This is a genomic window from Mesorhizobium zhangyense (assembly GCF_011045115.1).
GTDB classification, from domain to species: Bacteria; Pseudomonadota; Alphaproteobacteria; order Rhizobiales; family Rhizobiaceae; genus Mesorhizobium_M; species Mesorhizobium_M zhangyense.
This window is the reverse complement of the sequence record NZ_JAAKZG010000008.1, coordinates 211,586-233,790: the sequence shown is the minus strand read 5'-3', so window position 1 is coordinate 233,790 and position 22,205 is coordinate 211,586. Positions and strand designations below refer to the sequence as shown.

Below are 22,205 nucleotides of genomic sequence, written 5' to 3'. Positions count from 1 at the left end.
AAAACCCGGTGCTACAGCCGCCCCAGCCGTTCAACCAGCAGCGCGAAAAACCCGTCGTGGTCGATGTCGCGCATGACGGTGGCGTTCTTGTCGCGCTTGGTGACGCCCCACCAGTCGATGACAGTCATGCCCATGGTGAGTTCGGAAGCCGTCTCGACCGTTACGTTGCAATGGCGGCCCTTGAAAAGTTCCGGCTTCAAGAGATAGGCGATGACGCAGGGGTCGTGCAGCGGGCCGCCGTCGGTGCCGTATTTCTCCTCGTCGAAGCGCTCGAAGAATTCCAGCATCTCGGCAGTGGCGATGCCGACCCTGGTGCCGAGATCGCGGAAGGCAGCGATGCGCTTGCCGGTGGTCAGCGCCTTGTGGGTGACATCGAGCGGCATCATGACGATCGGCACGCCGGAGCGCAGCACGACATCGGCAGCCTGTGGGTCGACATAGATGTTGAATTCGGCCGCCGGCGTGACATTGCCGCCCTCGAAGAAGCCGCCGCCCATCAGCACGATCTCCTTGATGCGCGGCGCGATCTTCGGTTCGCGAATCAGCGCCAGCGCAATGTTGGTCAGGGGCCCGAGCGGGCACAGCGTGACCGTGCCGCTGTCCTCCTTCATCAGCGTCTCGACTATAAAATCGACGGCATATTGCGCCTGCAGCGGCATGGTCGGCTCGGGCAGCTCGGGGCCGTTGAGGCCGCTCTGGCCGTGAACCTCTTCGGCCGTCACCAGCGAGCGCGCCAGCGGGCGGATCGCACCGGCAAACACCTTGGTCTCCGGCTTGCCGGCGAGTTCGCAGATCTTGCGGGCGTTCTTCTCGGTCAGCTTCAGTGGAACGTTGCCGGCAACGGCGGTGAGGCCGAGGATTTCCAACTCAGGGCTTGCCAGCGCAAGCAGTATGGCGACGGCATCGTCCTGGCCGGGATCGGTGTCGATGATGATCTTTCTTGTGGCGGACATTTCCGTCTTCCCTCATGTCGGTGATTGCAGGCTTGAACTTGTTTGCGCGGCGGACCATATCAGGATCATCGGGAAAAATGCCATCCGGGTTTTTCCCTTTTAGGTCGCTCTTAGAGGACACGAAAATGAGTCGCATGACGCCCTTTTCGAGCCCGCTTCTGCTTGGGTTCGATGCCATGGAAAAAACGCTGGAACGCCTGGCCAAATCCGGTGACAGCTATCCCCCCTACAATATCGAGCGCGTTCGCGGGGAAGAAGGCAAGGGCGAGACCCTGCGCATAACGCTGGCGGTTGCCGGCTTCTGCGATGAAAATCTGGAAGTCACCACCGAGGAAAACCAGCTCGTCGTGCGCGGAAGGCAGAGCGACGACACGGAGCGCGAGTTCCTGCATCGCGGCATCGCCGCGCGGCAGTTCCAGCGGACCTTCGTGCTCGCCGATGGAATGCGGGTGACCGGGGCCGAACTGAAGAACGGTCTTCTGTCGATAGACCTCGACCGCCCGGAGGCTGAAAGACTGGTACGGAAAATAAATATTTCGGTGAAAGACTGATTGTCGCCCGCCGGAACAAACAGCTCTAGAGCGGGTTGGTCACTAGGACGCCCCGCATACAGGAGGCTAATATGACATCTCTTGATCCGAGACACGTTCTGACGCAGGCCGAACTCGCCCATCTGGGCGAAGGCACGGTGGCTTATCTGCGCGAAATCGACAGCGACGAGCTGAAGGGCAAGTTTCCGGGTCTTCCGGAAATCGCCTCGGGCACGACGCTTTGGGCGCTTTTCGCCGCCAACGGCCAGCCGATCCTGCTGTCTGACGAGCGCGACCGCGCCCTTGCCGGTGCGATGGAAAACGACCTGACCCCGGTCGCCATCCACTAACTGGCGTCTACAGAATTGCAAAGGGCGGCTGAAAAGCCGCCCCGAGGCAAATTTCACCGAACTGATTTCATGCTTCAGGCAGCGTGCGAGGCCTGCGTATCCGAAAGAAGCGCATGAATGGCCGTCGCATCGCGGGTGCCGCGGACCTTGGCAACCGTATCGCCATCGCGCAGGACGCGGGCGATTCGCGACAGCGCCTTGAGATGATCCGCCCCTGCCCCCTCAGGCGCCAGCAGCAGGAACACCAGGTCGACGGGCTGATCGTCCAGCGCCTCGAACTCCACCGGCGATTCCAGCCGCGCGAAAACGCCGGTGATTCGCTTGACGCCGGCGAGCTTGCCGTGAGGAATGGCGATGCCGTTGCCGACGCCGGTCGATCCCAGCCGCTCGCGCTGCAGGATCGTGTCGAAGACTTCGCGCTCGGGAAGACCGGTAATGCTGGCGGCTCTTTCGGCTAGCAATTGCAGAAGCTGCTTCTTGGAATTCGCTTTCAAGGCCGGCATGATTGCCTGAACCTCGATCAGATCACTCAGATCCATTGCCAAATATCCTTTTCGCTGTCCGCACTGCCGGCAATCCCATAACCGGCAGCGCAGCCAGAAGACGTTGCCTATCCCTGCGCGACTTTTGTCGTCGAGGGGTCGATCCACCCGATATTTCCGTCCGGCCTCCGATAGACGATGTTGACCTGCTCATTCCCGGCGTTGCGGAAAACAAAGACAGGGCTGTCCTTGGTGTCGAGCTCGATGACGGCGGATGCCACCGACATGGTCTTCAGCGCCACGGTCGATTCGGCGACGATCGCCGGCGCGTAGTCTTCCGGAAGCTCCTCCTCATCGTCCCCCAGCGGCGCCATGACCGTATAGGCAACATCGGTGACGATGCCGTTGGTCGCGCCGGGATTGTGGGACTTCAGCCGGCGCTTGTAGCGCCGCAAGCGCTTCTCGAAACGCTCGGCTGCGGCGTCAAAGGCTGCCGTGGGCTCCTGCGCTTCTCCGGCTGCCTGAAGGGCAATGCCGGTGTCTAGGCGGATCATGCAGTCGGCCGAAAAGCGCGAGCCGGACTTCACCACCGTCACATGTCCGGAAAAGCCGCCATCGAAATATTTATCGATGGCTTCGCCAATCCGTCCTTCGATGCGCGTGCGGAACGCCTCACCGATATCCATGTGCTTTCCCGATATGCGTAAATTCATCTGAAAACTGACCTTCCCTGTTCAGACTTCAAATTGGTTCGAGTTTATACCCGTAGTCGGCGCGCACAAGCTTCAGGGCGGGTTTCACGCCGAATTTAAGTCCGAACTTTCCGGTTAATCACAAGCCGTCTCCCGACGGAGCATTTTGTCTGCGGGCAACAGCCCGTCCCATGCGGGCGGGCTTCTAGTCACTTCATCAACGCTTGTCAATGAAGGCAAAGTCAACGGCAAAAACGGCTGTGAATTAGCGGCCTGCGCTGGCCATGGCGCGCTTTTCGCGCCGCCGCTGCACGGACGAGGGAATATTCATACCTTCCCGATACTTGGCTACAGTTCGCCGGGCGATATCGACACCATCGCGCTGCAAGATATCCACAATGGCATCGTCGGAAAGAACTTCCGCCGAGGCTTCTTCATCGATCAACTGCTTTATGCGGTCACGCACCGCTTCGGACGAGTGGGCGTCGCCTCCACCGGCCGAAGCGATGGCGGCGGTGAAGAAATAGCGCAGTTCGAAGACGCCGCGAGGGGTCAACATATATTTGTTGGCGGTGACCCGGCTGACGGTCGATTCATGCATGCCGATCGCGTCTGCGACGGTGCGCAGGTTGAGCGGGCGCAATTGCCGGACGCCGTGAACCAGAAATGCGTCCTGCTGGCGCACGATTTCGGATGCTACCTTCAGGATCGTCTTGGCGCGCTGGTCGAGGCTGCGGGTAAGCCAATTGGCGTTCTGAAGGCACTCGGCGAGAAAATCCTTCTCCGCCTGATTCTTGGTCAGCGTCGAAACCTGGGTAAAATAGATTTGATCGACCAGCACCCGCGGCAATGTCTCGGGATTGAGCTCGACCGTCCAGCTTCCGTCGCTGGCGGCGCGCACCTCGACATCCGGCACGATCGTATCCGTATTTCCGCCGGAGAAGGCAGTACCGGGCCGGGGATCGAGACGGCGGATTTCAGCGAGCATGTCGAGAAGGTCGTCCTCGTCGACGGAGCAGAGCTTTTTCAGCGTCTGGAAATCGCGGCGGGCCAGAAGATCGAGATTGTCGACGAGCGCTTTCATCGCCGGATCGAACCGGTCGCGCCGGGCAAGCTGAAGCGCCAGGCATTCGGCGAGATCGCGGGCAAAAATACCTGCCGGCTCAAAGGTTTGACATTTGCGGAGAACGTCGATGACATCCGCCTCGCCGACACCCAGCCGTTCGGCTATTTCCTCGACATCGCCGCGCATATAGCCGATCTCATCGAGAGCGTCGGTAAGATCGTATGCGATCAGACGGTCGGCGGGATTGACGAACGCAAAAGAAATCTGTTCGCCGACATGGTCGCGCAGCGTCAGCGCCGCAGCTGCCATGTCCTCCATGTCGAATCCTTCGGACGCGCCAAGGGAGCCGCTGCCGCCGGAAGCGGATTTCCATTGTGCCGCAAGATCCGGGCCTACCCGATCGCTTACACCAGGGTCGTCTGGAAAGACATTTTCGAGCGAGGTGTCGAGCTTTTCCGACATGGCCTCGGCGCTCCATGCCGTATCGGCCTCCGCCCACTCCTCGCCGGCAGAATCATTCTTCTCCAGCCGGTCAGCCATTACGTCATCGCGCGGCTCGACGCGGTCGAGCAACGGATTGCGCTCGATCTCCTCGTCGACGAAATGATCGAGCTCGACATGGGTCATCTGCAGCAGTTTTATCGACTGCATCAGTTGCGGTGTCATCACCAGCGACTGTGATTGCCGAAGCTGCAATTTGGCTGCAAGGGCCATTGTTACTCACGCACTCCCGTATCCGCCGAATACGCCCACGACGAATTTCCCCGAACGCATAAAACTGGCCCGGCTTTTGCATGTCAAGGAGAAGGCTGGAGAGAAGCCTATTTATTATGCAGCTTGCAGAGCCCGGAGCGCCTGAAAAGCAGCGTCTCACGGGATTACACAAAAGCACAGAAATTTAGAGTGTGAAGCCTTCGCCGAGGTAAAGCCGCCGCACGTCCGGATCGGCGACGATATCGGCCGCGGAGCCATGCTTCAGGATTTCGCCGGCGTGGATGATGTAGGCCCGGTCGATCAGTCCCAGCGTCTCGCGCACATTGTGGTCGGTGATCAGGACGCCGATGCCACGCTTGGTCAGGTGGCGCACGAGCTGCTGGATGTCGGAGACGGCGATCGGGTCGACACCGGCAAACGGCTCATCGAGCAGCATGTAGTTCGGACGGCTGGCGAGAGCCCGGGCAATCTCGAGACGGCGGCGCTCGCCGCCGGAGAGCGAAATGGCAGGGGCCTTCCGCAAGTGAGTAATATGGAATTCGTCCAGGAGCGCATCGAGATTCTTGTCGCGTTCCTTGCGGCTCTTCTCGACCACTTCAAGGACGGCGCGGATATTGTTTTCGACGGTCAGGCCGCGAAAAATTGAGGCTTCCTGCGGAAGATAGCCGACACCGAGCCTCGCGCGGCGATACATCGGCATGGAGGAGACGTCGAAGCCATCGATCTCGATGGTGCCCTTGTCCATCGGCACCAGGCCGGTGACCATGTAAAAGCATGTCGTCTTGCCGGCGCCATTCGGACCCAGAAGCCCGACAGCCTCACCGGCTCTAACACCGAGCGAGACGCTGTTGACCACTGTTCGTCCCTTGTAGGCCTTGGTCAGGCCCTGAGCGATCAAGGTGCCCTTGAAGCTCGCCGCGTCCTTGCGCAAGGCAGGAGCAGCAGGCGCCGACCGACGCCCCGACAGGCGCGACAAGAGCGATGCAGATTGAGGCATTACTGCTTCTTGGTTCCGGTGGTGGCTCCAGGTGCCGACCCGGGCGTGATCGACATCATGACGCGACCAGTGCCTGAATTGCCCTTCTTGCAGCCATCGACATTGGCTTCGCCTGTCTTCATCTGCACCGTGAGCTTGCAGCCGACGAGCACATTTGGACCATCGGACATGACCACCTCGTCGCCCGACAAGACCAGAATCTCGGTCTTCATGTCGAATGTACCGCGATCGCCGGTGGCTACCTGCGTGTTGGACTTGACGTAAACCTTGTCCTCGACCTCGAGCCGATCGATGTTGGACGAGCCGGTTGCGGCAGAACCGCCATCCTTGGCGTAGAAAACCGTCATCTTGCCCGATTTCAGGAGTGTCGGTCCCTGCACGACGGTAACGTTGCCGCTGAAAATCGCCTTGTTCTCGGATTCGCGAACTTCCAGCTTGTCGCTTTCGATCTGAATCGGGTCTTTGCCCGACAGGTTCAGGCCGGACAGGCGGCTCTGCGTGCTGTCTTGCGCGAAAACCTGACCCGGAGCCAGCGTCATCACCGCAAGGCCCAACACCGCCCCCAGCGGCAGCCTCATTTTATTGCCCCACATTCTGGTCTCCGCTCGCGTTCTCTGCCGTCTTCAACCGGCTGGAATCGATGTTCATGCGCACCCGCTTCTCGAATATCAAAACCTTGCCGTTTTCAAGGATCGTCATCGAATCCGAGTTGATTTTAGCGCCTTTGAGCTGAATATCGACGGGGTCGTCCGTCTTCATTCCACCCTTGCCGATATCCAGATACGCCGATTTGAGCTTCGCCACCATACCGTCAGAGGTGGTAATCGTCATAACGTCGGTGATCTCGAGCGTGTTCTTGTCACGATCGTAGACCCCGTGCGGGGCAACCACTGTCGCCCAGTTTTCAGCATCGACCGGCAATTTCGCGTCAATGCCTTCAAGCTTGACGATGCCCTCGTTCTGGAATTCCTGAATGGCACGCGCCGCGGTCATCTTGTAGGGCCGGTTGTCCTTGGTGAAGCCGTCGAGCTTGGGATTGGCCATCACCAGCTTGCCATCGGAGTAGGCCGAGCCATCGGCGCTGACAGCCACAGTCGCCGGCGTCGACATGTAGGAATATCCAACAAACCCGGTAGCCATCAGGACGGCGAGAACCGGCAATGCGATCTTGAGAAAACGCACCCTGTAGGAATGCCGCTGAGCAGTCTCAAACGCTCCGCGCCGGGGTTGTGATACCCCTGCTGCCGGAAGCGTGGACGCCGGCTGGCCATCGGTCGTTTTTGTCGGTCGCGCCAACATATTGCCTTCTTGTTTTTCCGGTTCGAAGCCGGACGTTGCCGTATCGCGAATATCCTGCGCGAAGCAGGAAGCATCAAACGATTGAAAACCACGGAATTGTGGCACTAAACTTAAAATCTTCTCCGCGTCGACCGGAAGGAATGGTATCCGGAAAGGCGTAAGTCTTCGTGAAACTATAGCAAATCCGGGCCTCGAAGCCCATTGAAACGCATAGTCACCACCTGCCGAAAGGCAGCGCCTCTCAGACCTACACAGCAATATGGTTACTTTAACGTGAAATGCCAGCCCATCCGGCTAACCAAAGCAAAACGAGCCGATCCGCCGCGGTGATGAAACCGGTAGCCCTGGCTGGCCGGTTGGATTAAAACGACGCTTTCCCGCCAACACGAGGCAAGCATGGCAACGAGAGCCGACGATCTGATCGACCGCCGTCATTTGCGGCGCAAGCTGACCTTCTGGCGCATCGCCGCGATCGCCATTGCAGCGATCTGCATCGCGGCAGCGTCCATGTGGTTTTACGACGACGAGTTCGGCGGCACTGCGGCCAACCACATAGCCAAGGTTAAGATCGAGGGCACGATCACCGAGGACGAGGAACTGCTCGAACGCCTCGAAAAAATCCGCAAGGCAAAATCGGTGAAGGGCGTCATCCTCTCGATCGATTCTCCGGGCGGGACTACGGCCGGCGGCGAAGCGATCTTCGACGCCGTCCGGGCGCTTGCCAAGGAAAAGCCGGTCGTAGCGCAGGTCGGCACGCTTGCCGCATCCGCAGGTTACATGATTGCTTCCGCCACTGATCACATTGTCGCGCGCAAGTCGTCGATCGTCGGATCGATCGGCGTCCTGATCCAGTATCCGGATGTCAGCGGCCTGATGGACAAGCTCGGAATCAAGCTGGAAGAAGTCAAATCCTCGCCGCTGAAAGCGGCACCGTCGCCGTTCAGACCGACCACGGAAGAAGAGCGCACGATGGTTCGCTCGATGATCCTAGACAGCTACGACTGGTTTGTCGGCCTGGTGGAAGAGCGCCGTTCGATGACGCGCGAGCAGGTTATTGCGCTTGCGGATGGCTCGATCTTCACGGGCAGACAGGCGCTGCAGAACAAGCTGATCGATGAGGTCGGCGGCGAGAACGAAGCAATCGACTGGCTCGGCACCAAGGGGGTCGACGTCGATCTCAAGGTCGTCGAATGGAAGCCGAAGGGCGGCGGCTCAAGCCTGTTCTTCAGCAGTTCCATGATGCAGGCGGCCAGCCGCGCCCTTGGCCTGCCCGACGGCGGCGAAGAATTGTTACGCAAGATCGGCGCGGATCGCTTGTTCCTTGACGGTCTCGTGTCGGTCTGGCAACCTTGAAGCTCCGGCGGGCCGGCTTAAAAACGAATAAAATCATCCGCATACCATTACAAACCATTGGCGGGGACCGCGCTCATGATCAAATCCGAACTCGTGCAGATTATTGCCACACGCAATCCGCATCTTTTCCTGCGGGACGTGGAAAACATCGTCAGCGCCATCTTTGACGAAATCACCGATGCCCTGGCGGATGGAAACCGGGTGGAACTGCGCGGTTTCGGCGCATTTTCGGTGAAAAACCGCCCTGCCCGCACCGGCCGCAACCCGCGCACCGGCGATTCGGTCGAGGTCGAGGAGAAGTGGGTTCCCTTCTTCAAGACTGGCAAGGAACTGCGCGAGCGGCTAAACGCCGGCAAGTAGGGCAAAGGCCGTTTCAATCGGAAAAGGCCGGCCGGCTCCAGGAATAGATATGCTCAATCGCTTCATGCTCATCGTGGTGTTCGTGCCGATCGCCATCATCCTGATCGCGCTGGCGGTGGCCAACCGCGCGCCTACCGCCTTCACGCTGGACCCGTTCAATCCGGGCAACCCGGCGCTGACGCTGCAACTGCCGCTGTTTTTCCTGTTGTTTGCGGCAATTGCCGTTGGCATGATCGTCGGCAGCCTCGCGACATGGCTCAAGCAGGGGCGCTACCGCAAGCTGGCGCGTGTTCGCGGGCAGGAATTGCAGACGATCGCCGATCCGCGCCTCACGCCCGGCCAAACGAACCTGCCGGCGACGAAGCGTTAGCCGCCCGGACTTCGCCGTTTCATGCAAGGACCAGCAATGCAGATGATCTCGGCGGGCGATGTCGACCGCGCCCTCACCTTTTCCGGACTTGTGGAAACACTGCGCAAGGCCTTTCATGACGGCGCGATCCAGCCGGTGCGCCATCATCACACGGTGGAGCGCCCGACGGGCGCGGCTTCGACGCTGCTTCTGATGCCGGCCTGGAGCGACTTCAATGCCGATGGCGTTTCCGACGGCGGCCATATCGGCGTGAAGATCGTCACCGTCTCGCCTGACAACAATGCCATCGCCAAGCCGGCTGTCATGGGGCTTTACCTGCTTCTCGACGGCACGACCGGCGAGCCGCAGGCGCTGATCGACGGGCAGCGGTTGACGCAGTGGCGCACGGCTTGCGCCTCCGCACTCGCCGCCAGCTATCTCGCCCGCGAGGATGCTTCGAAACTGCTGATCGTCGGCGCCGGTGCGCTGGCGCCATTCCTGGCCAAGGCGCATTCGGCAGTGCGGCCGATCAAGCAGGTCAGGATATGGAATCGCACGCCGGCCAATGCCGAAAAGGTTGCGGCAGATTTGCGTGCGGAGGGCATTGATGCCGCAGCGAGCGCCGACCTCGATGCCGATCTGGGCTGGGCCGATATCGTTTCCTCGGCCACGATCTCGACGACACCGCTGATCAAGGGTGCCTTGCTCAAGCCCGGTACACATGTCGACCTTGTCGGCGGTTTTACCCCGACCATGCGCGAAAGCGACGACGATGCCATCCGCCGGGCCCGCGTCTATGTCGATACCCGCGCCGGCGCAACCAAAGAAGCCGGCGATATCGTCCAGCCGCTGGCATCGGGCGTCCTGAAGGCAGAAGACATCGTGGCCGACCTGCATGAACTCGCCCGGGACCAGAAGCGTGGGCGCGAAAGCGACGACGAGATCACGTTGTTCAAGTCGGTAGGTGCCGCGCTGGAAGACCTGGCTGCGGGAATCGCGGTTTATGAGCGCAGCAAGGGCTGAGCGGACGCCATTTCTTGCGATGCGACGGATGCTGTGGCAGAAGCGCGGCTGCCGCATCTGGAGTGTGCATGAAATCTTCGCGTGACAAACGCCGCGACAAGCGCCCGCAGGCCGATCGCTCTTCGCCACCGGCTGGCCGAAGCGAACGCCCGGTCGCGCCGCGCCGCAACCCTGACACTCCCGACACCAAACCTGCCCCCGAGCCGAAGGCCGCACCTCGCGTGCTGAAGCGCCGCGAAGGCGCATTGCCGGCAGAACGGCTGCCGGTCATTCTGGAAGTTTCTCCCAACGCCGACTACGCACTGCTCGACAGCGGCGACGGTGAAAAGCTCGAGCAATACGGTCCCTACCGCATCGTTCGCCCCGAGGGGCAGGCGATCTGGCAGAAGGCACTGCCGGCGAAGGAATGGGCCAACGTCGACGCCGTCTTCACCGGCGATACCGACGAAGAAGGCATGGGCCGCTGGCGTTTTCCAAAAACGCCGCTCGGCGAAACATGGCCGATGCGTCATGACGGCATCGACTATCTCGGCCGCTTCACCTCGTTCCGCCATGTCGGCGTCTTTCCGGAACAGGGCTCGCACTGGGATCACATGGCGAGCCTGATCCGCAACGCCAAGCGCCCGGTCAAGGTGCTCAATTTGTTTGGCTATACCGGCCTCGCTTCGCTGGTGGCAGCGCGCGCCGGCGCCGAAGTCACCCATGTCGACGCCTCGAAGAAGGCGATCGGCTGGGCGCGCGAAAATCAGCTCATGGCCGGCCTCGGCGAAAAGCCGATCCGCTGGATCTGCGAGGACGCCATGAAATTCGCCGAACGCGAGGAGCGGCGCGGCAACGGCTACGATATCATCTTGTTCGACCCGCCCGCCTATGGGCGCGGGCCCAAGGGCGAGGTCTGGCAATTGTTCGAGGATTTGCCGGCCTTGACCGATATCTGCCGGTCCATCCTGACCCCGAAGCCGCTGGCGGTGGTGCTGACGGCCTACTCCATCCGCGCCTCGTTCTTCGCAATCCACGCACTGATGCGCGACACCTTCGCCGGCATGGGCGGCACCATCGAATCCGGCGAGTTGATCATTCGCGAGAAGGCCGCCGGGCGGGCATTGTCGACATCGCTGTTTTCACGCTGGGTGGCCTCATGAGCGAGCATCGCACCGGCGCGCCGGGTCAGGTCAAGGAGGTCACCAGCCTCGCCAACCCGCTGGTGAAAGACATCAAGGCGCTGGCGCTGAAGAAATTCCGCGACCAGCAGAACGCCTTCATGGCCGAAGGGCTGAAGCTCGTCATCGACGCGCTCGATCTCGGCTGGTCGATCAAGACGCTGGTGTTCGCCAAGGCCGGGCTCGGCAATCCGACAATCGAAAAGGTCGCCGCGCGCACGGTAGCTGCTGGCGGAACGGTGCTGGAGGTTTCCGAAAAGGTGCTTTCGGCAATCACCCGGCGTGACAATCCGCAGATGGTGGTCGGGGTGTTTTCACAGCGTTATCTGCCATTGAAGGACGTTCGCCCCAGGGATGGCGACGTCTGGGTGGCGCTCGACCGGGTGCGCGACCCCGGCAATCTCGGCACGGTGATCCGCACCGTGGACGCCGTCGGCGCCAAGGGCATCATCCTCGTCGGAGAGACGACCGACCCTTTCTCCGTAGAAACGGTCCGCGCCACCATGGGCTCGGTTTTCGCCGTACCGGTAGCACGCGCTACGACGGAGGCATTTCTCGCCTGGCGCAAGGGTTTTCCCGGCCTCGTCGCCGGCACGCATCTGAAAGGCGCGGTGGATTATCGCTCTGTCGATTTTTCCGGCCGGCCCGTTCTCTTGCTGATGGGCAACGAGCAACAAGGCCTTCCCGACAGTCTGGCCGAGAGCTGCGACAGGCTCCTGCGCATACCGCAGGCAGGCCGCGCGGATTCGCTCAATCTGGCCGTGGCCACGGGCGTGATGCTTTTTGAAATCAGGCGCGGCGCGCTGACACTCGGCGCGGAGGGCAATGCGTGACCTGGAAATCCTTGGCTCCCTACGGCTTGCTCGCTGCCGTCGCCGTGGCGTTCGACCAATGGATCAAGTTTCTGGTCGAAACCGAGCTCTTCATGCACGACCAGATCAACGTTCTTCCTTTCCTGGCGCTCTACCGCACCTACAACACCGGCGTCGCCTTCTCGATGTTTTCGTCGATCGGCGACAAGGGGCTGATCCTGCTTTCGCTCGCGGTGGTCGCCTTCGTGCTTTATCTGGCGTTTCGGACGGGACCGGGCCAAATTCTGGCGCGGGTAGGCTTCGCGCTGATCATCGGCGGGGCAATCGGAAACCTCATCGACCGCACGGTCTACGGCCATGTCATCGACTACATATTGTTCCACACGCCGGTCTGGTCGTTCGCGATCTTCAACCTGGCCGATGCCTTCATCACCGTGGGTGCCGGGCTCGTTCTCCTCGATGAGTTTTTCAGCTGGCGCCGCATGAAATCGGCGCCACCGTCGAGTGACTGATTTCGCGCAATACGCGTATTTTCGCGGCGAACGCTAAAATTCGAACGATCCGCCAAAAGTTTCCCTAAGGCTTCCTGTCTAGGGTCGACGCATGAGCGTGGATTCCGTCGAAACCGAATTGCGAAGCATCGAGCGCGGCGCGGAAACCGAACCGTCGCAGGCGTTGCGTCGGAGGCAGATCGTATCGCCGCCGATCGCCCCGGAACTGCCGCGGCGCGCTTCCCGTGTGCTGATCTATGCGACGTTTGCCGTCGTGCTCATATTCGCAGCACTCGCCAAGCTGGAAGGCGCCTCGGATTTCATCAGCGCCGGTCTTCTCGTCACCGGTGCCGTTGGCCTTGCCATCCTCACCAGGGCTTTTCGCAACGAACGCAGGGCGGTCTCGCTGGTCCGCGAAAGCACGGCCCGCAGCCGCGCCGAAATCGAGACCCTCGCTGACCGGATGTGGGAGCTGCAGGAAAGCGAGGAGCGCTTCCATGGGCTTATCGATGCCCTTGGCGATCTCGTCGTCCATCGCGACCGTGAGGGACACATCGTCTACGCCAACAAGGTTTTCGCCGAACTGATCGGCTCGGATCTGCGTAAAATCTCCGGCCACACGCTTTCGGAACTCGGCATCGAGGTCGGCATCGTGCCGGATGCGGCCTTCTCCGACGGTGAATGCCTGAGTTCGACTGATGTCGCCATCCGCGCGCCGGGCGGGCCGCGCTGGTTTTCGTGGATCGAACTTTCGGTGCGCGACAAGGAAACCGGCACCGTGTCCCACCGGGCTATCGCGCGCGACATCACGGCCCGCAAGCGCGCCGAGACGGCGCTCATCAATGCGCGCGAGCGCGCCGAATATGCCAGCCAGGCCAAGTCCCGGTTTCTGGCGACTGTCAGCCACGAAATCCGCACACCTATGAACGGCATCATGGGCATGGCCAAGCTGCTTGCCGACACCGGGCTCACGCCGGAACAGCGAACTTATGTCGGCGCCGTCTCGACATCGGCCAGCGCGTTGCTGGCGCTGATCGAGGATCTGCTCGATTATTCGAAGATCGAGGCCGGGCGGTTTGATCCGGAACCGCAGCCCATGTCTCCGCGCGATATCGCCGACAATGTCGTCGAGCTTCTGGCTTCCCGCGCATTCGCAAAAAACATCGGACTGGGTTGTCATGTCGCGCCCGAAGTGCCGCAGATGATCACCGCCGATCCCGGCCGTGTCCGTCAGGTTCTGCTCAATCTCATCGGCAATGCGATCAAGTTCACCGACGCAGGCGGCGTCCTTGTGACCGTTACGCGGGTGACCGACGAGAATTCCGACATGATCCGCTTCTCGATTGCAGACAGCGGCCAGGGCCTTCGCAAAGGCGACATGGAGCGGATCTTCGACGAGTTCGAGCAGGCCGACGGCACCTCAACGCGAACGCATGGCGGCGCGGGCCTTGGCCTGGCGATCTCCAAGCGCATCGTGCAGTCGATGGGCGGGGCGATCTCGGTGGAAAGCAGCTACGGCAAGGGGTCGGAATTCTCCTTCACCATTCCGGCTGCCGACGCAATCGACGGCGGCAATGTTCGCGGCATGGTTCTCGCGGGACGCCGCGTCGTCATCCTCTCGTCCAACCGGGTGGAGGCCGAGGCCATCGCTCGCTCGATCAGGGCGCATGGCGGCATGGTCGAGATCGCCGAGACACAGTCGCAGGCGATCGCGCTGGCCAAGAGCTGCGATACGCTGCTGATCGATGCCGCGCTCGAGAGAAACGACGGGCGCTTGCTCAAGCGGTTGCGGCAGGCCGGTTTTGACACCTGCCAGGCTGTCACGCTGATTGCGCCAACCGATCGCGGCATGCTCGGCGATTTCAGGAACAGCGGCTATTCGACATTCCTCGCCCGCCCGGTTCGTGGCGAAACCTTGCTGCGCGTTCTGCTGACCGCCGGTTCGGGCGCACTCGAGGCCTCGGCAGCCCCGAAACGCCGGGTGCCGTCCAAGCCGGGAAACAAGCGTCAGGTCGGATTGTCCATTCTGATCGCCGAGGATAATGATATCAACGCTATGCTGGCACGTGCCGCCTTGCAGAAGGCCGGCCATCGCGTCGATGTGGTGGGAAATGGCAAGGCCGCCGTCGAAGCAGTGACCGGCGGCACGCAAAAACACCGCTACGATGCGGTGCTGATGGATCTTCATATGCCTGTCATGGACGGTCTCGACGCGATTGCAGCAATCCGACGCCATGAAGAGGAAACCGGGACGACGCCGGTGCCGATCATGGTGCTTTCGGCGGACAGCCAGGAAAAAACCCGGCATGCGGTTCTGGCCCACGGCGCCAGCGGCTTCGTTACGAAACCGCTTGATCCGGCGGCATTGGTGCAGGCGGTGAGCGAACACGCCGCAGCCTGACCGTGCCAGGATTTGGCCACGCCAACCCAATCACTTAGCCGGCTTTGTTCTTTCCGAACGCACGGCAATGATTGCCCTTGATGACCGTTCAAGCTACAGTCACAATCCTGTTGCACTCCCCCTTTATCCCGCACATGTGGGATGGCTCGAAGGAGAATCACCCGTGCAGACAGCGTTGCCGGAGCGGGATACATTTCTGAACGCCAATGGCGCCGCGATCATCGCGCGGCTGGCCGATGACGTTTTCCGAAGCGAAGCCTTGGGCCGAATAGGCAATCTCGAAGTTCGCCTCGCGCGCGATCCGGCGGAAATCGCTGCGGCGCAGGAAGTGCGTTATCGCGTTTTCTACGACGAACTCGGAGCCAAGCAGAGCGTTGCGCATTCGCTTGACAGGCGCGATGCCGACCGTTTCGACGCGATTTGCGATCACCTCCTGGTGCTCGACATGTCGCTTCCAGGTCCCGCCCACAGCCGTATCGTCGGAACTTACCGGCTGTTGAGGCAGGAAAGTGCCGTTGCTGCCGGCGGGTTCTATTCCGAAGACGAATTCGAGTTGAAAAAGCTCATTACCCGCCATCCCGGCCAGCGTTTTCTTGAGCTCGGCCGCTCCTGCGTGCTGCCCGAATATCGGTCCAAGCGCACCATCGAGGTGCTCTGGCAGGGCATCTGGGCCTATATCAATCACTATGACGTTGGCGTCATGGCCGGTTGCGCCTCGTTCCACGGCACGGTGCCTGCGGCCCACAGCGAGGCGCTGTCTTATCTGGCTCATCATTGCCGGACCAGCAGCGCCTGGGACGTGCGTGCCATTCCCAGCCGCTATTGCAGCATGGACCTGATGCCCGCCGAGGCGATCAACGTCAAATCGGCGATCGCGGCCATGCCACCGCTGATCAAGGGATATCTGCGGATCGGAGCCCGGATCGGCGACGGTTGCGTGATCGACGAGGATTTCGGCACCGTCGATGTTTTCATCGTCATGCCGGTGAAGGAAATAAGCGCCCGCTACGTCAACTATTATGGCGGCGAGGGCCAGCGCTTCGCTGCCTGATCAACCGTGACGGCTTGATCAGGGAATGTCTTCCGGGCGGCGTCCGGGACGGCTTTTGTAGGCTGGGAAGGCCCAGCCAAATTTGAGTGCCCCTGCCCGCACGATGAAGGCGGCCGCAAACGCCAGCAGCGCGGAGACGGGCAGTGGCGCACCCGCCACGTCGGCAAGCGTGAACACAGCCGCTCCTGCCATCGCCGCCGTCACGTAGATTTCCGGGCGCAACAGCACCGAGGGTTCGCCGGCAAGAAGATCGCGCAGGATGCCACCCAAGGTGGCCGTGAGCATGCCGGTGACGACCGCGACGGTCGGAGAGCCAGTCACCGCCATGCCCTTTGCCGCCCCCATAGCCGAATAGGCCGACAGGCCGAGCGCATCCAGCCAGAGCAGGAGCTTGTAACGGGATTCGACCATGTGGGCGGTGAAGAAGACAAGTACGCCAATGACAGCGCAGATCAGCACATAGTCGGGATTGCGGACCCAGAAGACCGGCGCGCCGAGTATCAGGTCGCGGAACGTGCCGCCGCCTATGCCGGTTACGCTGGCCAGGAAGAGAAAACCGATGATGTCGAGCTGCTTGCGGGACGCTGCGAGCGCGCCGGTGGCCGCAAATACAGCCACGCCGGCATAGTCGAGAAGCAGAATCGGGTTCATCGCCACCGCCGCCAATATTTTGCCGGAGCATGGTCGATCCCGAAACGCCATGCAACGTCCGCGCCGACTTATGTTCTACGGCGTCCCGCGCGCATCCGATCGGCGCGGAGCGGTGTTCATGCACTTAGAGCGTCGGAACCGTTCTTTGGAACATCCAACGCTCTTATACTGCCAGGATCAGGCGTCTTTTTCGGCCTGCTCGTTTATCGGGCCGGGTTCAGCCTGCCCATCGGCGGAGCCGGTTTCGGCCTTGGCCTCAGCGGCAGGCTGCTGCTTGGGGCCACCCTTGGCAACGCCGACCATGGCAGGGCGCAACACGCGCTCGCCGATCGAATAGCCCGGCTGAACGACCTGAACCACCGTATTGGCCGGCACGTCGGGGTTCGGCACCTCGAACATCGCCTGATGGAAATGCGGATCGAACTTCGCGCCCTGCGGCTCCAGCTTCTTCACGCCGTGGCGTTCGAGAGCCGAAAGCATGGCGCGCTCGGTCATCTCGACGCCTTCGATCAAGGCCATGAAGCCCGCGTCTCCGGCAGCTTTCGCTTCGGCCGGGATGGCGTCCAGCGCGCGGCTGAGGTTGTCCGAAACCGACAGCATGTCGCGCGCGAAATTGGCCACGGAATAGGCTCGCGCATCCTGCACGTCGCGGGCAGTACGCCGGCGCAGGTTTTCCATGTCGGCGGCAATCCGCAGAGCCCGCTCCTTGAGCTCTTCGTTTTCCTTCATCAGCCGGACAAGCGCTTCATAGTCACCCTCATCGCGCGATTCGGCAGCAGCCTCGAGAGCTTCGTTCTCTTCGGGCGCACGTTCTTGTTTTTCCTGGTCGCTCATCGCCATGTCCCGTCATTCTCATAGGTTCGGAAGTTGGGCCCGATATCGAGGTTTGACAGGCAAAAATCAAGGGGTAAGGCCGTTGGAGGACACCCCGGAAGCGGTTTCGCCGGATATTCCAAGTCAGTCCTTCCATTGATTCCATTTTAATTAAACCTTTACCCTACCGATCGACGGCGGTTGCATAAGACCATCGATGGGGGAACCATTCCAACGCACAGGGAGTTCTTCACCCAACAAAAGGTATTGGGACGATGGCCCGCAGTGACGATGAAAAATACAGCGCCTTGGCTTTGGAGATCAGACGCCAGCTTGGAACCGAGCCGGTGAAAAGGTTCGTGCGGTCCTTGCCGGCGTTTGCGCCTGAACAAGAGGCTCCGCGCAAGCTTCGTGATCTTCTGGGCAGGCTGGAGCGCGCAGAGGCTGTGGCAGGCACCGCGACACGCCGCCGCTAGCGCCATCGCGCGCCACTTAAACTTCTTGCAACCGGCGCGGCGGCCTGTCTATGGTCGCCGATGAACATTGCCCCCGATCTCCATACTCGCTCCGGCGAACGCGCCTGGCTGAAAATTCTAGCTCGCTACAAAAAGCCTGACAGACGGCGAAGTGCTTTCGAACTCGCCGTTACGGCAATTCCTTTTGCCGGTTTATGGGCGCTTTCGTGGGCTGCGGTGCATTATGGCCATTGGTGGGGCCTCATTTTCATCATTCCGGCTGCCGGTTTTCTGCTGCGGCTATTCATGATCCAGCACGATTGCGGGCACGGTTCTTTCTTCGCTCATCGTTCTTCCGACGACTGGACTGGCCGGGCGATCGGCGTCCTGACGCTCACGCCCTATGATTACTGGCGCCGCGCGCATGCCGAGCATCATGCCTCTGCCGGCAACCTGGACGAGCGAGGCGTCGGCGACATAACGACGCTGACCGTTTCCGAATATCGCGCCCTGTCGAAGAAAGGCCGCCTCGCCTACCGGCTATACCGCCATCCTATCGTGATGTTCGGCATCGGCCCGATCTGGCTTTTCCTGTTCAAGCAGCGGCTGCCTTTCGGCATGATGCGGGCCGGCATGCTGCCGTGGGTTTCGACCATGGCGACCAATTTCGCGATCGCGGTTTTGTCAGCGGGCCTGATCTGGCTGATCGGCATCGTCCCGTTCCTGATCGTGCATCTGCCCATCGTCGTACTGGCGGGTGCGGCCGGCATATGGCTGTTCTATGTCCAGCACCAGTTCGAGGACACCCACTGGTCGGAAGGCCAGGATTGGCAGTTCCAGCATGCCGCGCTGCATGGCTCCTCGCATTACGATCTGCCGCGCGTTCTGCGCTGGCTGACGGGCAATATCGGCATCCACCATGTTCATCATCTGTCCAGCAAAGTGCCGTGCTACAGGCTTCCCGAGGTGCTGCGGGACTTTCCGGAACTGCGCAGCGTCGGGCGCATCACGATCATGGAAAGCTTTCGCTGCGTGAAACTGGTGCTGTGGGACGAGAACCGGAAGAAGCTCATTTCCTTCCGGGAAGCGCGCGCGGTCGCCTAAGGCATCAAGGCAAAAAGGCCGCTGCGGAATACACAGCGGCCTAGAATAAACCAATTCAAGCCGCTTGCCGCGTCTCCCTCATCATGGTCTTGCCGTGGGTGACTTCGCTGCCGAGAACTTTCAGACACTCACGCATGAAGGCTGCAAGCCCCGGCCAACCCTTGGCTGAAACGAGATTGCCATCGACATGCGCGCCATTGGGCGCGACGTCGATATAGATGCCGCCGGCCAGGGTCACTTCCGGCTCGCAATACTGCAGCGCCGCGACCTCCCTGCCGCGCACCACGCCGTCAACGGCGATCAATATCTGCACGCCATGGCAGATGGTGAAGATCGGCTTCCCGGTTTCGTGGAAATGGCGGACCATCGCCTGCACGCGCTTGTCGATGCGGATGTATTCCGGACCGCGGCCGCCGGCCGCGTAGACCGCGTCGTATTCGTCCAGCTTCACGTCCGAGAACGTCTTGTTGAGAATGTAATCGTGGCCGAGTTTTTCGGTGTAGGTCTGGTTGCCCTCAAAATCGTGAAGCGAGGTCTTTATCGCCTCGCCCGCTTTCTTGTCGGGACAGACGACATGCACCGTGTGGCCGACCGCATGCATCGCCTGTTCGAAAACAAAGATTTCGTATTCTTCGGAGAACTCTCCGACCAGCATCAGTATCTTCTTGCCCGGCATTGGTTTCCTCCCTGTGCCATCGATTTATTTCGTTGCTCGAAATAATGCCAGCATCTTAGGACGCGACCAGCGAAAGGAAAAGCCCAAATCACTCAACTGGTCGGACCAAGCATTTGAGGAGGTAGCGTGATCAGGTATTTCCCGGCAGGATCAGCCCGAAACGAGTCTAAGTGGTAAGGCCAATCAGGTGCCGGCTCTAATCATGTCCGCCGCCTTTTCGGCAATCATTATGGTCGGCGCATTGGTGTTGCCGCCGATGAGCGTCGGCATCACGGAAGCATCGACAATCCGCAACCGATCGAGCCCGCGAACACGAAGCTGCGGATCCACCACCGCCATATCGCCCTTGCCCATGCGGCACGTGCCGACCGGATGATAGATGGTGTCGGCACGGCTTCTGATCTGCTTCATCAACTCGGCGTCGTCGTCATTATCCACCGCATGGAGCGGCTTGTGCCTGTATCGCGCAAGCGCAGGCGACCCGAGGATTTTCTGCATCATCCTCGTGCCCTTGAGGAGAAGCGCTGCATCGCGCTCGTCCGACAGGAATCGCGGATTGATGCGCGGCGGCGCCATCGGATCGGTGCCGACAAGCCCGACCTCGCCGCGCGAATGCGGCCTGAGCACGCAGACATGGCAGGAGAAGCCAAAGCCATAACGCAGCGTGCGGGCGTGGTTTTCGACAAGCGCGACGACAAACTGCAGTTGCAGGTCCGGCCGATCCAGTGATGGGTCCGACTTGAGGAACGCCCCACCTTCAGCACCTGGCGAGGCGATCATGCCTGTTCCGTCACGGCGCCATTGCAGCATGTGCCGGATAAAACTCACCGCACCGCTAGGGCTCATGCCGAGCATGTCGGTCTGCCTCGACCGCCAGCCGATGACGAAATCGAGATGGTCCTGGAGGTTCCGGCCGACGCCGGGCAATTCATGGACCGTCTTTATGCCGTGAAGGGCAAGCTCGTTGGCCGGGCCGACACCGGACAGAAGCAGAAGTTGCGGAGACCCGAAGGCGCCGGCTGAAAGAATGACCTCCCGTTTTGCCGAAGCGACTTCTTCGCGGCCTTTGATGCGATAGCGAAGACCGGTGGCGCGCTTGCCTTCGAACACGATGCCGGTTGCATGAGCGTGCGTGATGACCGTGAGGTTGGGCCGATCCATCGCCGGATGCAGATAGGCCGCAGCAGCCGAGCAGCGTTCGCCGTTGCGGGCGCCACCGGCGAACTGCGTTACCTGAAAGACGCCCGCGCCCTCCTGCTCGGCACCGTTGAAATCGCCATTGGTGCGTATCTGGTTCTCGGCACAGGCTTCGATGAAAGCGCTGGTGATCGGACGCGGCGAGCGTTGGTCCGACACTTTCAGCGGGCCGTCGCCACCATGCAAGGCATCAGTGCCCCGCTCATTGCCTTCTGAACGCCGGAAATACGGAAGCACTTCGTCCCAGGACCAGCCGTCGCAGCCAAGCTCGGCCCATTCATCGTAATCGCGGCGATGGCCGCGAATGTAGAGCATGGCGTTGATGGCGCTTGAGCCGCCAAGCGCCTTGCCGCGCGGCTGATAGCCCTTGCGCCCGCCAAGGCCCTCCTGCGGCACGGTCTCGAACGCCCAGTTGTTGATCTTCGGCCTTCCCGGCAGCAGGGCTACAATGCCGGCGGGCGCGCGAACGAGAATGTCATTGCCGGCGCCGCCTGCCTCGATGAGGCATACCTTGATCGACGGGTTTTCGCTCAGTCGCGCCGCAAGCGTCGCGCCGGCGGAGCCGCCGCCGGCGATGACGTAGTCAAAGCCCATGGTGTTCTCCCTCGTATCCGGCGGATATTTCCGTCCGGCAACGAAAGAGAATGCCTAATCATCAAGGTTGTAAAGACCGCGCAGGACTACCGCAGCGTCAGCTGGCAGGCACGCGCCGCCAGGAATATTTCGGGCCCTTTTCGGCCGGCTTTGCGGTCGGCTGATAGTAAAGCGGGATGCCGCCCGTCTGCCCGGCTTCGATCCGCGCGATCAAGGTCGGGTGCGACACCTCGAATTCATTGAAGCCAAGCCGCAGCATATGCGGCAGCTGGTCGATGAGGACCTGCCCGGTGGCGCGGACGGCGCCTTCGAACTGATAGCGGCTTCTCAGCAGTTCGGCCTTGGAAAAACTGCGGCCATCGTTGAATGCCGGAAAGGCCAGCGCCACCAGTGAAAGCTGGTCAAGCAGATCGACGATCGTCTCGACGGCATCGCCGGGCTGCAGCAGCACCCCAAGGCGCTCCTTGGCTGATTTCCGCACTTCCGGATCGAGATCGAGAAAGGCCTGAAGCGGCAGGATGAAGCGGCCATTAGCCGACAGTGCCTCCGCACCTTCGGCATGGCTCCATTCTTCCTCGCGAAAGCCTTCAGGCGTCCACAGGCGCGTTTGCGCGTTGGTTTCGATCATTCAG

General features: G+C 61.1%; 24 protein-coding genes. 12 read left to right on the top strand and 12 right to left on the bottom strand.

What is annotated here, in order from left to right; translation table 11 throughout:
- Positions 1–11: 11 nt before the first annotated feature.
- Positions 12–953, bottom strand: a complete 942-nt coding sequence (locus tag G6N74_RS19720) for a nucleoside hydrolase (RefSeq protein WP_165119673.1) — start codon at positions 951–953, stop codon at positions 12–14.
- Positions 954–1,078: 125 nt separating this feature from the next.
- Between G6N74_RS19720 and G6N74_RS19715 the strand changes: the two genes are divergently transcribed.
- The gene (locus tag G6N74_RS19715) at positions 1,079–1,504 is read left to right on the top strand and encodes an Hsp20 family protein (protein ID WP_165119671.1); all 426 of its coding nucleotides are present in this window, start codon (positions 1,079–1,081) and stop codon (positions 1,502–1,504) included.
- A gap of 71 nt (positions 1,505–1,575) precedes the next feature.
- Positions 1,576–1,833 (top strand): BQ00720 family protein, encoded by a 258-nt coding sequence (locus G6N74_RS19710; protein ID WP_091916547.1) that lies wholly within the window; start codon positions 1,576–1,578, stop codon positions 1,831–1,833.
- A 74-nt stretch (positions 1,834–1,907) separates the two neighbouring features.
- Here G6N74_RS19710 and ptsN read toward each other — a convergent pair whose 3' ends face one another.
- From ptsN to lptC, 6 genes are all read right to left on the bottom strand, one after another.
- A complete protein-coding gene (gene ptsN / locus G6N74_RS19705; protein WP_165119669.1) occupies positions 1,908–2,372 on the bottom strand; it encodes a PTS IIA-like nitrogen regulatory protein PtsN in 465 nt (154 codons plus the stop codon).
- Between the two features lie 71 nt (positions 2,373–2,443).
- A complete protein-coding gene (gene hpf, locus G6N74_RS19700) occupies positions 2,444–3,028 on the bottom strand; it encodes a ribosome hibernation-promoting factor, HPF/YfiA family (protein WP_091916543.1) in 585 nt (194 codons plus the stop codon).
- Positions 3,029–3,272: 244 nt separating this feature from the next.
- Positions 3,273–4,787, bottom strand: a complete 1,515-nt coding sequence (gene rpoN, locus G6N74_RS19695; protein WP_165119667.1) for an RNA polymerase factor sigma-54 — start codon at positions 4,785–4,787, stop codon at positions 3,273–3,275.
- Between the two features lie 184 nt (positions 4,788–4,971).
- Entirely contained in the window at positions 4,972–5,784 is an 813-nt protein-coding gene (lptB, locus tag G6N74_RS19690; protein ID WP_165119665.1) for an LPS export ABC transporter ATP-binding protein, read from the bottom strand.
- Complete coding sequence (locus tag G6N74_RS19685) at positions 5,784–6,377, bottom strand: LptA/OstA family protein (protein WP_165119664.1); 594 nt, start codon at positions 6,375–6,377, stop codon at positions 5,784–5,786. Before G6N74_RS19685 ends, lptB begins: the two co-directional genes overlap by 1 nt.
- On the bottom strand, positions 6,364–7,341 hold the full coding sequence (gene lptC / locus G6N74_RS19680) for an LPS export ABC transporter periplasmic protein LptC (RefSeq protein WP_246245815.1): 978 nt from the start codon (positions 7,339–7,341) through the stop codon (positions 6,364–6,366). The genes G6N74_RS19685 and lptC overlap by 14 nt, the downstream gene beginning before the upstream one ends.
- A gap of 138 nt (positions 7,342–7,479) precedes the next feature.
- Here lptC and sppA point away from each other — a divergent pair, with 138 nt between their 5' ends.
- The 9 genes from sppA to olsB all read left to right on the top strand — a co-directional run bounded on the left by sppA (position 7,480) and on the right by olsB (position 16,083).
- A complete protein-coding gene (sppA, locus tag G6N74_RS19675) occupies positions 7,480–8,436 on the top strand; it encodes a signal peptide peptidase SppA (RefSeq protein WP_165119662.1) in 957 nt (318 codons plus the stop codon).
- A 75-nt stretch (positions 8,437–8,511) separates the two neighbouring features.
- Positions 8,512–8,796 carry an integration host factor subunit beta gene (locus tag G6N74_RS19670; protein ID WP_091916534.1) on the top strand — a complete coding sequence of 95 codons (285 nt, stop codon included), beginning with the start codon at positions 8,512–8,514 and terminating at the stop codon, positions 8,794–8,796.
- 49 nt (positions 8,797–8,845) lie between these two features.
- Positions 8,846–9,166 carry a DUF1049 domain-containing protein gene (locus G6N74_RS19665; protein WP_165119660.1) on the top strand — a complete coding sequence of 107 codons (321 nt, stop codon included), beginning with the start codon at positions 8,846–8,848 and terminating at the stop codon, positions 9,164–9,166.
- A gap of 36 nt (positions 9,167–9,202) precedes the next feature.
- A complete protein-coding gene (gene lhpI, locus G6N74_RS19660) occupies positions 9,203–10,168 on the top strand; it encodes a bifunctional Delta(1)-pyrroline-2-carboxylate/Delta(1)-piperideine-2-carboxylate reductase (RefSeq protein ID WP_165119695.1) in 966 nt (321 codons plus the stop codon).
- Between the two features lie 68 nt (positions 10,169–10,236).
- Positions 10,237–11,310, top strand: coding sequence for an RsmD family RNA methyltransferase (locus G6N74_RS19655; protein WP_165119658.1), 1,074 nt, complete (start codon positions 10,237–10,239; stop codon positions 11,308–11,310).
- Positions 11,307–12,161, top strand: coding sequence for a TrmH family RNA methyltransferase (locus G6N74_RS19650; protein WP_119821088.1), 855 nt, complete (start codon positions 11,307–11,309; stop codon positions 12,159–12,161). Before G6N74_RS19655 ends, G6N74_RS19650 begins: the two co-directional genes overlap by 4 nt.
- Positions 12,158–12,652, top strand: coding sequence for a signal peptidase II (gene lspA, locus G6N74_RS19645; RefSeq protein ID WP_165119656.1), 495 nt, complete (start codon positions 12,158–12,160; stop codon positions 12,650–12,652). The genes G6N74_RS19650 and lspA overlap by 4 nt, the downstream gene beginning before the upstream one ends.
- Before the next feature lie 91 nt (positions 12,653–12,743).
- Positions 12,744–15,032 (top strand): hybrid sensor histidine kinase/response regulator, encoded by a 2,289-nt coding sequence (locus tag G6N74_RS19640; protein WP_165119654.1) that lies wholly within the window; start codon positions 12,744–12,746, stop codon positions 15,030–15,032.
- A 163-nt stretch (positions 15,033–15,195) separates the two neighbouring features.
- A complete protein-coding gene (olsB, locus tag G6N74_RS19635; RefSeq protein ID WP_165119652.1) occupies positions 15,196–16,083 on the top strand; it encodes a l-ornithine N(alpha)-acyltransferase in 888 nt (295 codons plus the stop codon).
- Between the two features lie 18 nt (positions 16,084–16,101).
- On the opposite strand, the gene G6N74_RS19630 is transcribed toward olsB, so the two are convergent.
- Together G6N74_RS19630 and grpE are read right to left on the bottom strand one after the other, a co-directional pair.
- Positions 16,102–16,734: a trimeric intracellular cation channel family protein gene (locus tag G6N74_RS19630; RefSeq protein ID WP_165119650.1), complete on the bottom strand. Its 633-nt coding sequence runs from the start codon at positions 16,732–16,734 to the stop codon at positions 16,102–16,104.
- Positions 16,735–16,911: 177 nt separating this feature from the next.
- Positions 16,912–17,568 (bottom strand): nucleotide exchange factor GrpE, encoded by a 657-nt coding sequence (gene grpE / locus G6N74_RS19625; RefSeq protein ID WP_165119648.1) that lies wholly within the window; start codon positions 17,566–17,568, stop codon positions 16,912–16,914.
- 515 nt (positions 17,569–18,083) lie between these two features.
- Between grpE and G6N74_RS19620 the strand changes: the two genes are divergently transcribed.
- Entirely contained in the window at positions 18,084–19,106 is a 1,023-nt protein-coding gene (locus tag G6N74_RS19620; RefSeq protein WP_165119647.1) for a fatty acid desaturase, read from the top strand.
- A 55-nt stretch (positions 19,107–19,161) separates the two neighbouring features.
- Here the strand turns inward: G6N74_RS19620 and G6N74_RS19615 are convergent, their stop codons facing one another.
- The 3 genes from G6N74_RS19615 to G6N74_RS19605 form a co-directional block, all read right to left on the bottom strand.
- A complete protein-coding gene (locus G6N74_RS19615) occupies positions 19,162–19,782 on the bottom strand; it encodes a DJ-1/PfpI family protein (RefSeq protein WP_165119645.1) in 621 nt (206 codons plus the stop codon).
- 183 nt (positions 19,783–19,965) lie between these two features.
- Positions 19,966–21,573 (bottom strand): GMC family oxidoreductase, encoded by a 1,608-nt coding sequence (locus tag G6N74_RS19610; protein WP_165119643.1) that lies wholly within the window; start codon positions 21,571–21,573, stop codon positions 19,966–19,968.
- 97 nt (positions 21,574–21,670) lie between these two features.
- A complete protein-coding gene (locus G6N74_RS19605; RefSeq protein WP_165119641.1) occupies positions 21,671–22,201 on the bottom strand; it encodes a DUF934 domain-containing protein in 531 nt (176 codons plus the stop codon).
- Positions 22,202–22,205 lie beyond the last annotated feature (4 nt).

Bases quoted from the DNA above. Each gene is read 5' to 3' on its own strand.
- G6N74_RS19615 (WP_165119645.1), bottom strand. From the start codon at position 19,782: ATGCCGGGCAAGAAGATACTGATGCTGGTCGGAGAGTTCTCCGAAGAA.
- G6N74_RS19605 (WP_165119641.1), bottom strand. From the start codon at position 22,201: ATGATCGAAACCAACGCGCAAACGCGCCTGTGGACGCCTGAAGGCTTT.
- lhpI (WP_165119695.1), top strand. From the start codon at position 9,203: ATGCAGATGATCTCGGCGGGCGATGTCGACCGCGCCCTCACCTTTTCC.
- G6N74_RS19620 (WP_165119647.1), top strand. From the start codon at position 18,084: ATGAACATTGCCCCCGATCTCCATACTCGCTCCGGCGAACGCGCCTGG.
- G6N74_RS19670 (WP_091916534.1), top strand. From the start codon at position 8,512: ATGATCAAATCCGAACTCGTGCAGATTATTGCCACACGCAATCCGCAT.
- G6N74_RS19630 (WP_165119650.1), bottom strand. From the start codon at position 16,734: ATGAACCCGATTCTGCTTCTCGACTATGCCGGCGTGGCTGTATTTGCG.
- G6N74_RS19640 (WP_165119654.1), top strand. From the start codon at position 12,744: ATGAGCGTGGATTCCGTCGAAACCGAATTGCGAAGCATCGAGCGCGGC.
- lptB (WP_165119665.1), bottom strand. From the start codon at position 5,784: ATGCCTCAATCTGCATCGCTCTTGTCGCGCCTGTCGGGGCGTCGGTCG.
- G6N74_RS19610 (WP_165119643.1), bottom strand. From the start codon at position 21,573: ATGGGCTTTGACTACGTCATCGCCGGCGGCGGCTCCGCCGGCGCGACG.
- grpE (WP_165119648.1), bottom strand. From the start codon at position 17,568: ATGAGCGACCAGGAAAAACAAGAACGTGCGCCCGAAGAGAACGAAGCT.
- G6N74_RS19665 (WP_165119660.1), top strand. From the start codon at position 8,846: ATGCTCAATCGCTTCATGCTCATCGTGGTGTTCGTGCCGATCGCCATC.
- G6N74_RS19685 (WP_165119664.1), bottom strand. From the start codon at position 6,377: ATGTGGGGCAATAAAATGAGGCTGCCGCTGGGGGCGGTGTTGGGCCTT.
- G6N74_RS19650 (WP_119821088.1), top strand. From the start codon at position 11,307: ATGAGCGAGCATCGCACCGGCGCGCCGGGTCAGGTCAAGGAGGTCACC.
- G6N74_RS19720 (WP_165119673.1), bottom strand. From the start codon at position 953: ATGTCCGCCACAAGAAAGATCATCATCGACACCGATCCCGGCCAGGAC.
- G6N74_RS19710 (WP_091916547.1), top strand. From the start codon at position 1,576: ATGACATCTCTTGATCCGAGACACGTTCTGACGCAGGCCGAACTCGCC.
- G6N74_RS19655 (WP_165119658.1), top strand. From the start codon at position 10,237: ATGAAATCTTCGCGTGACAAACGCCGCGACAAGCGCCCGCAGGCCGAT.
- rpoN (WP_165119667.1), bottom strand. From the start codon at position 4,787: ATGGCCCTTGCAGCCAAATTGCAGCTTCGGCAATCACAGTCGCTGGTG.
- ptsN (WP_165119669.1), bottom strand. From the start codon at position 2,372: ATGGATCTGAGTGATCTGATCGAGGTTCAGGCAATCATGCCGGCCTTG.
- sppA (WP_165119662.1), top strand. From the start codon at position 7,480: ATGGCAACGAGAGCCGACGATCTGATCGACCGCCGTCATTTGCGGCGC.
- G6N74_RS19715 (WP_165119671.1), top strand. From the start codon at position 1,079: ATGAGTCGCATGACGCCCTTTTCGAGCCCGCTTCTGCTTGGGTTCGAT.
- hpf (WP_091916543.1), bottom strand. From the start codon at position 3,028: ATGAATTTACGCATATCGGGAAAGCACATGGATATCGGTGAGGCGTTC.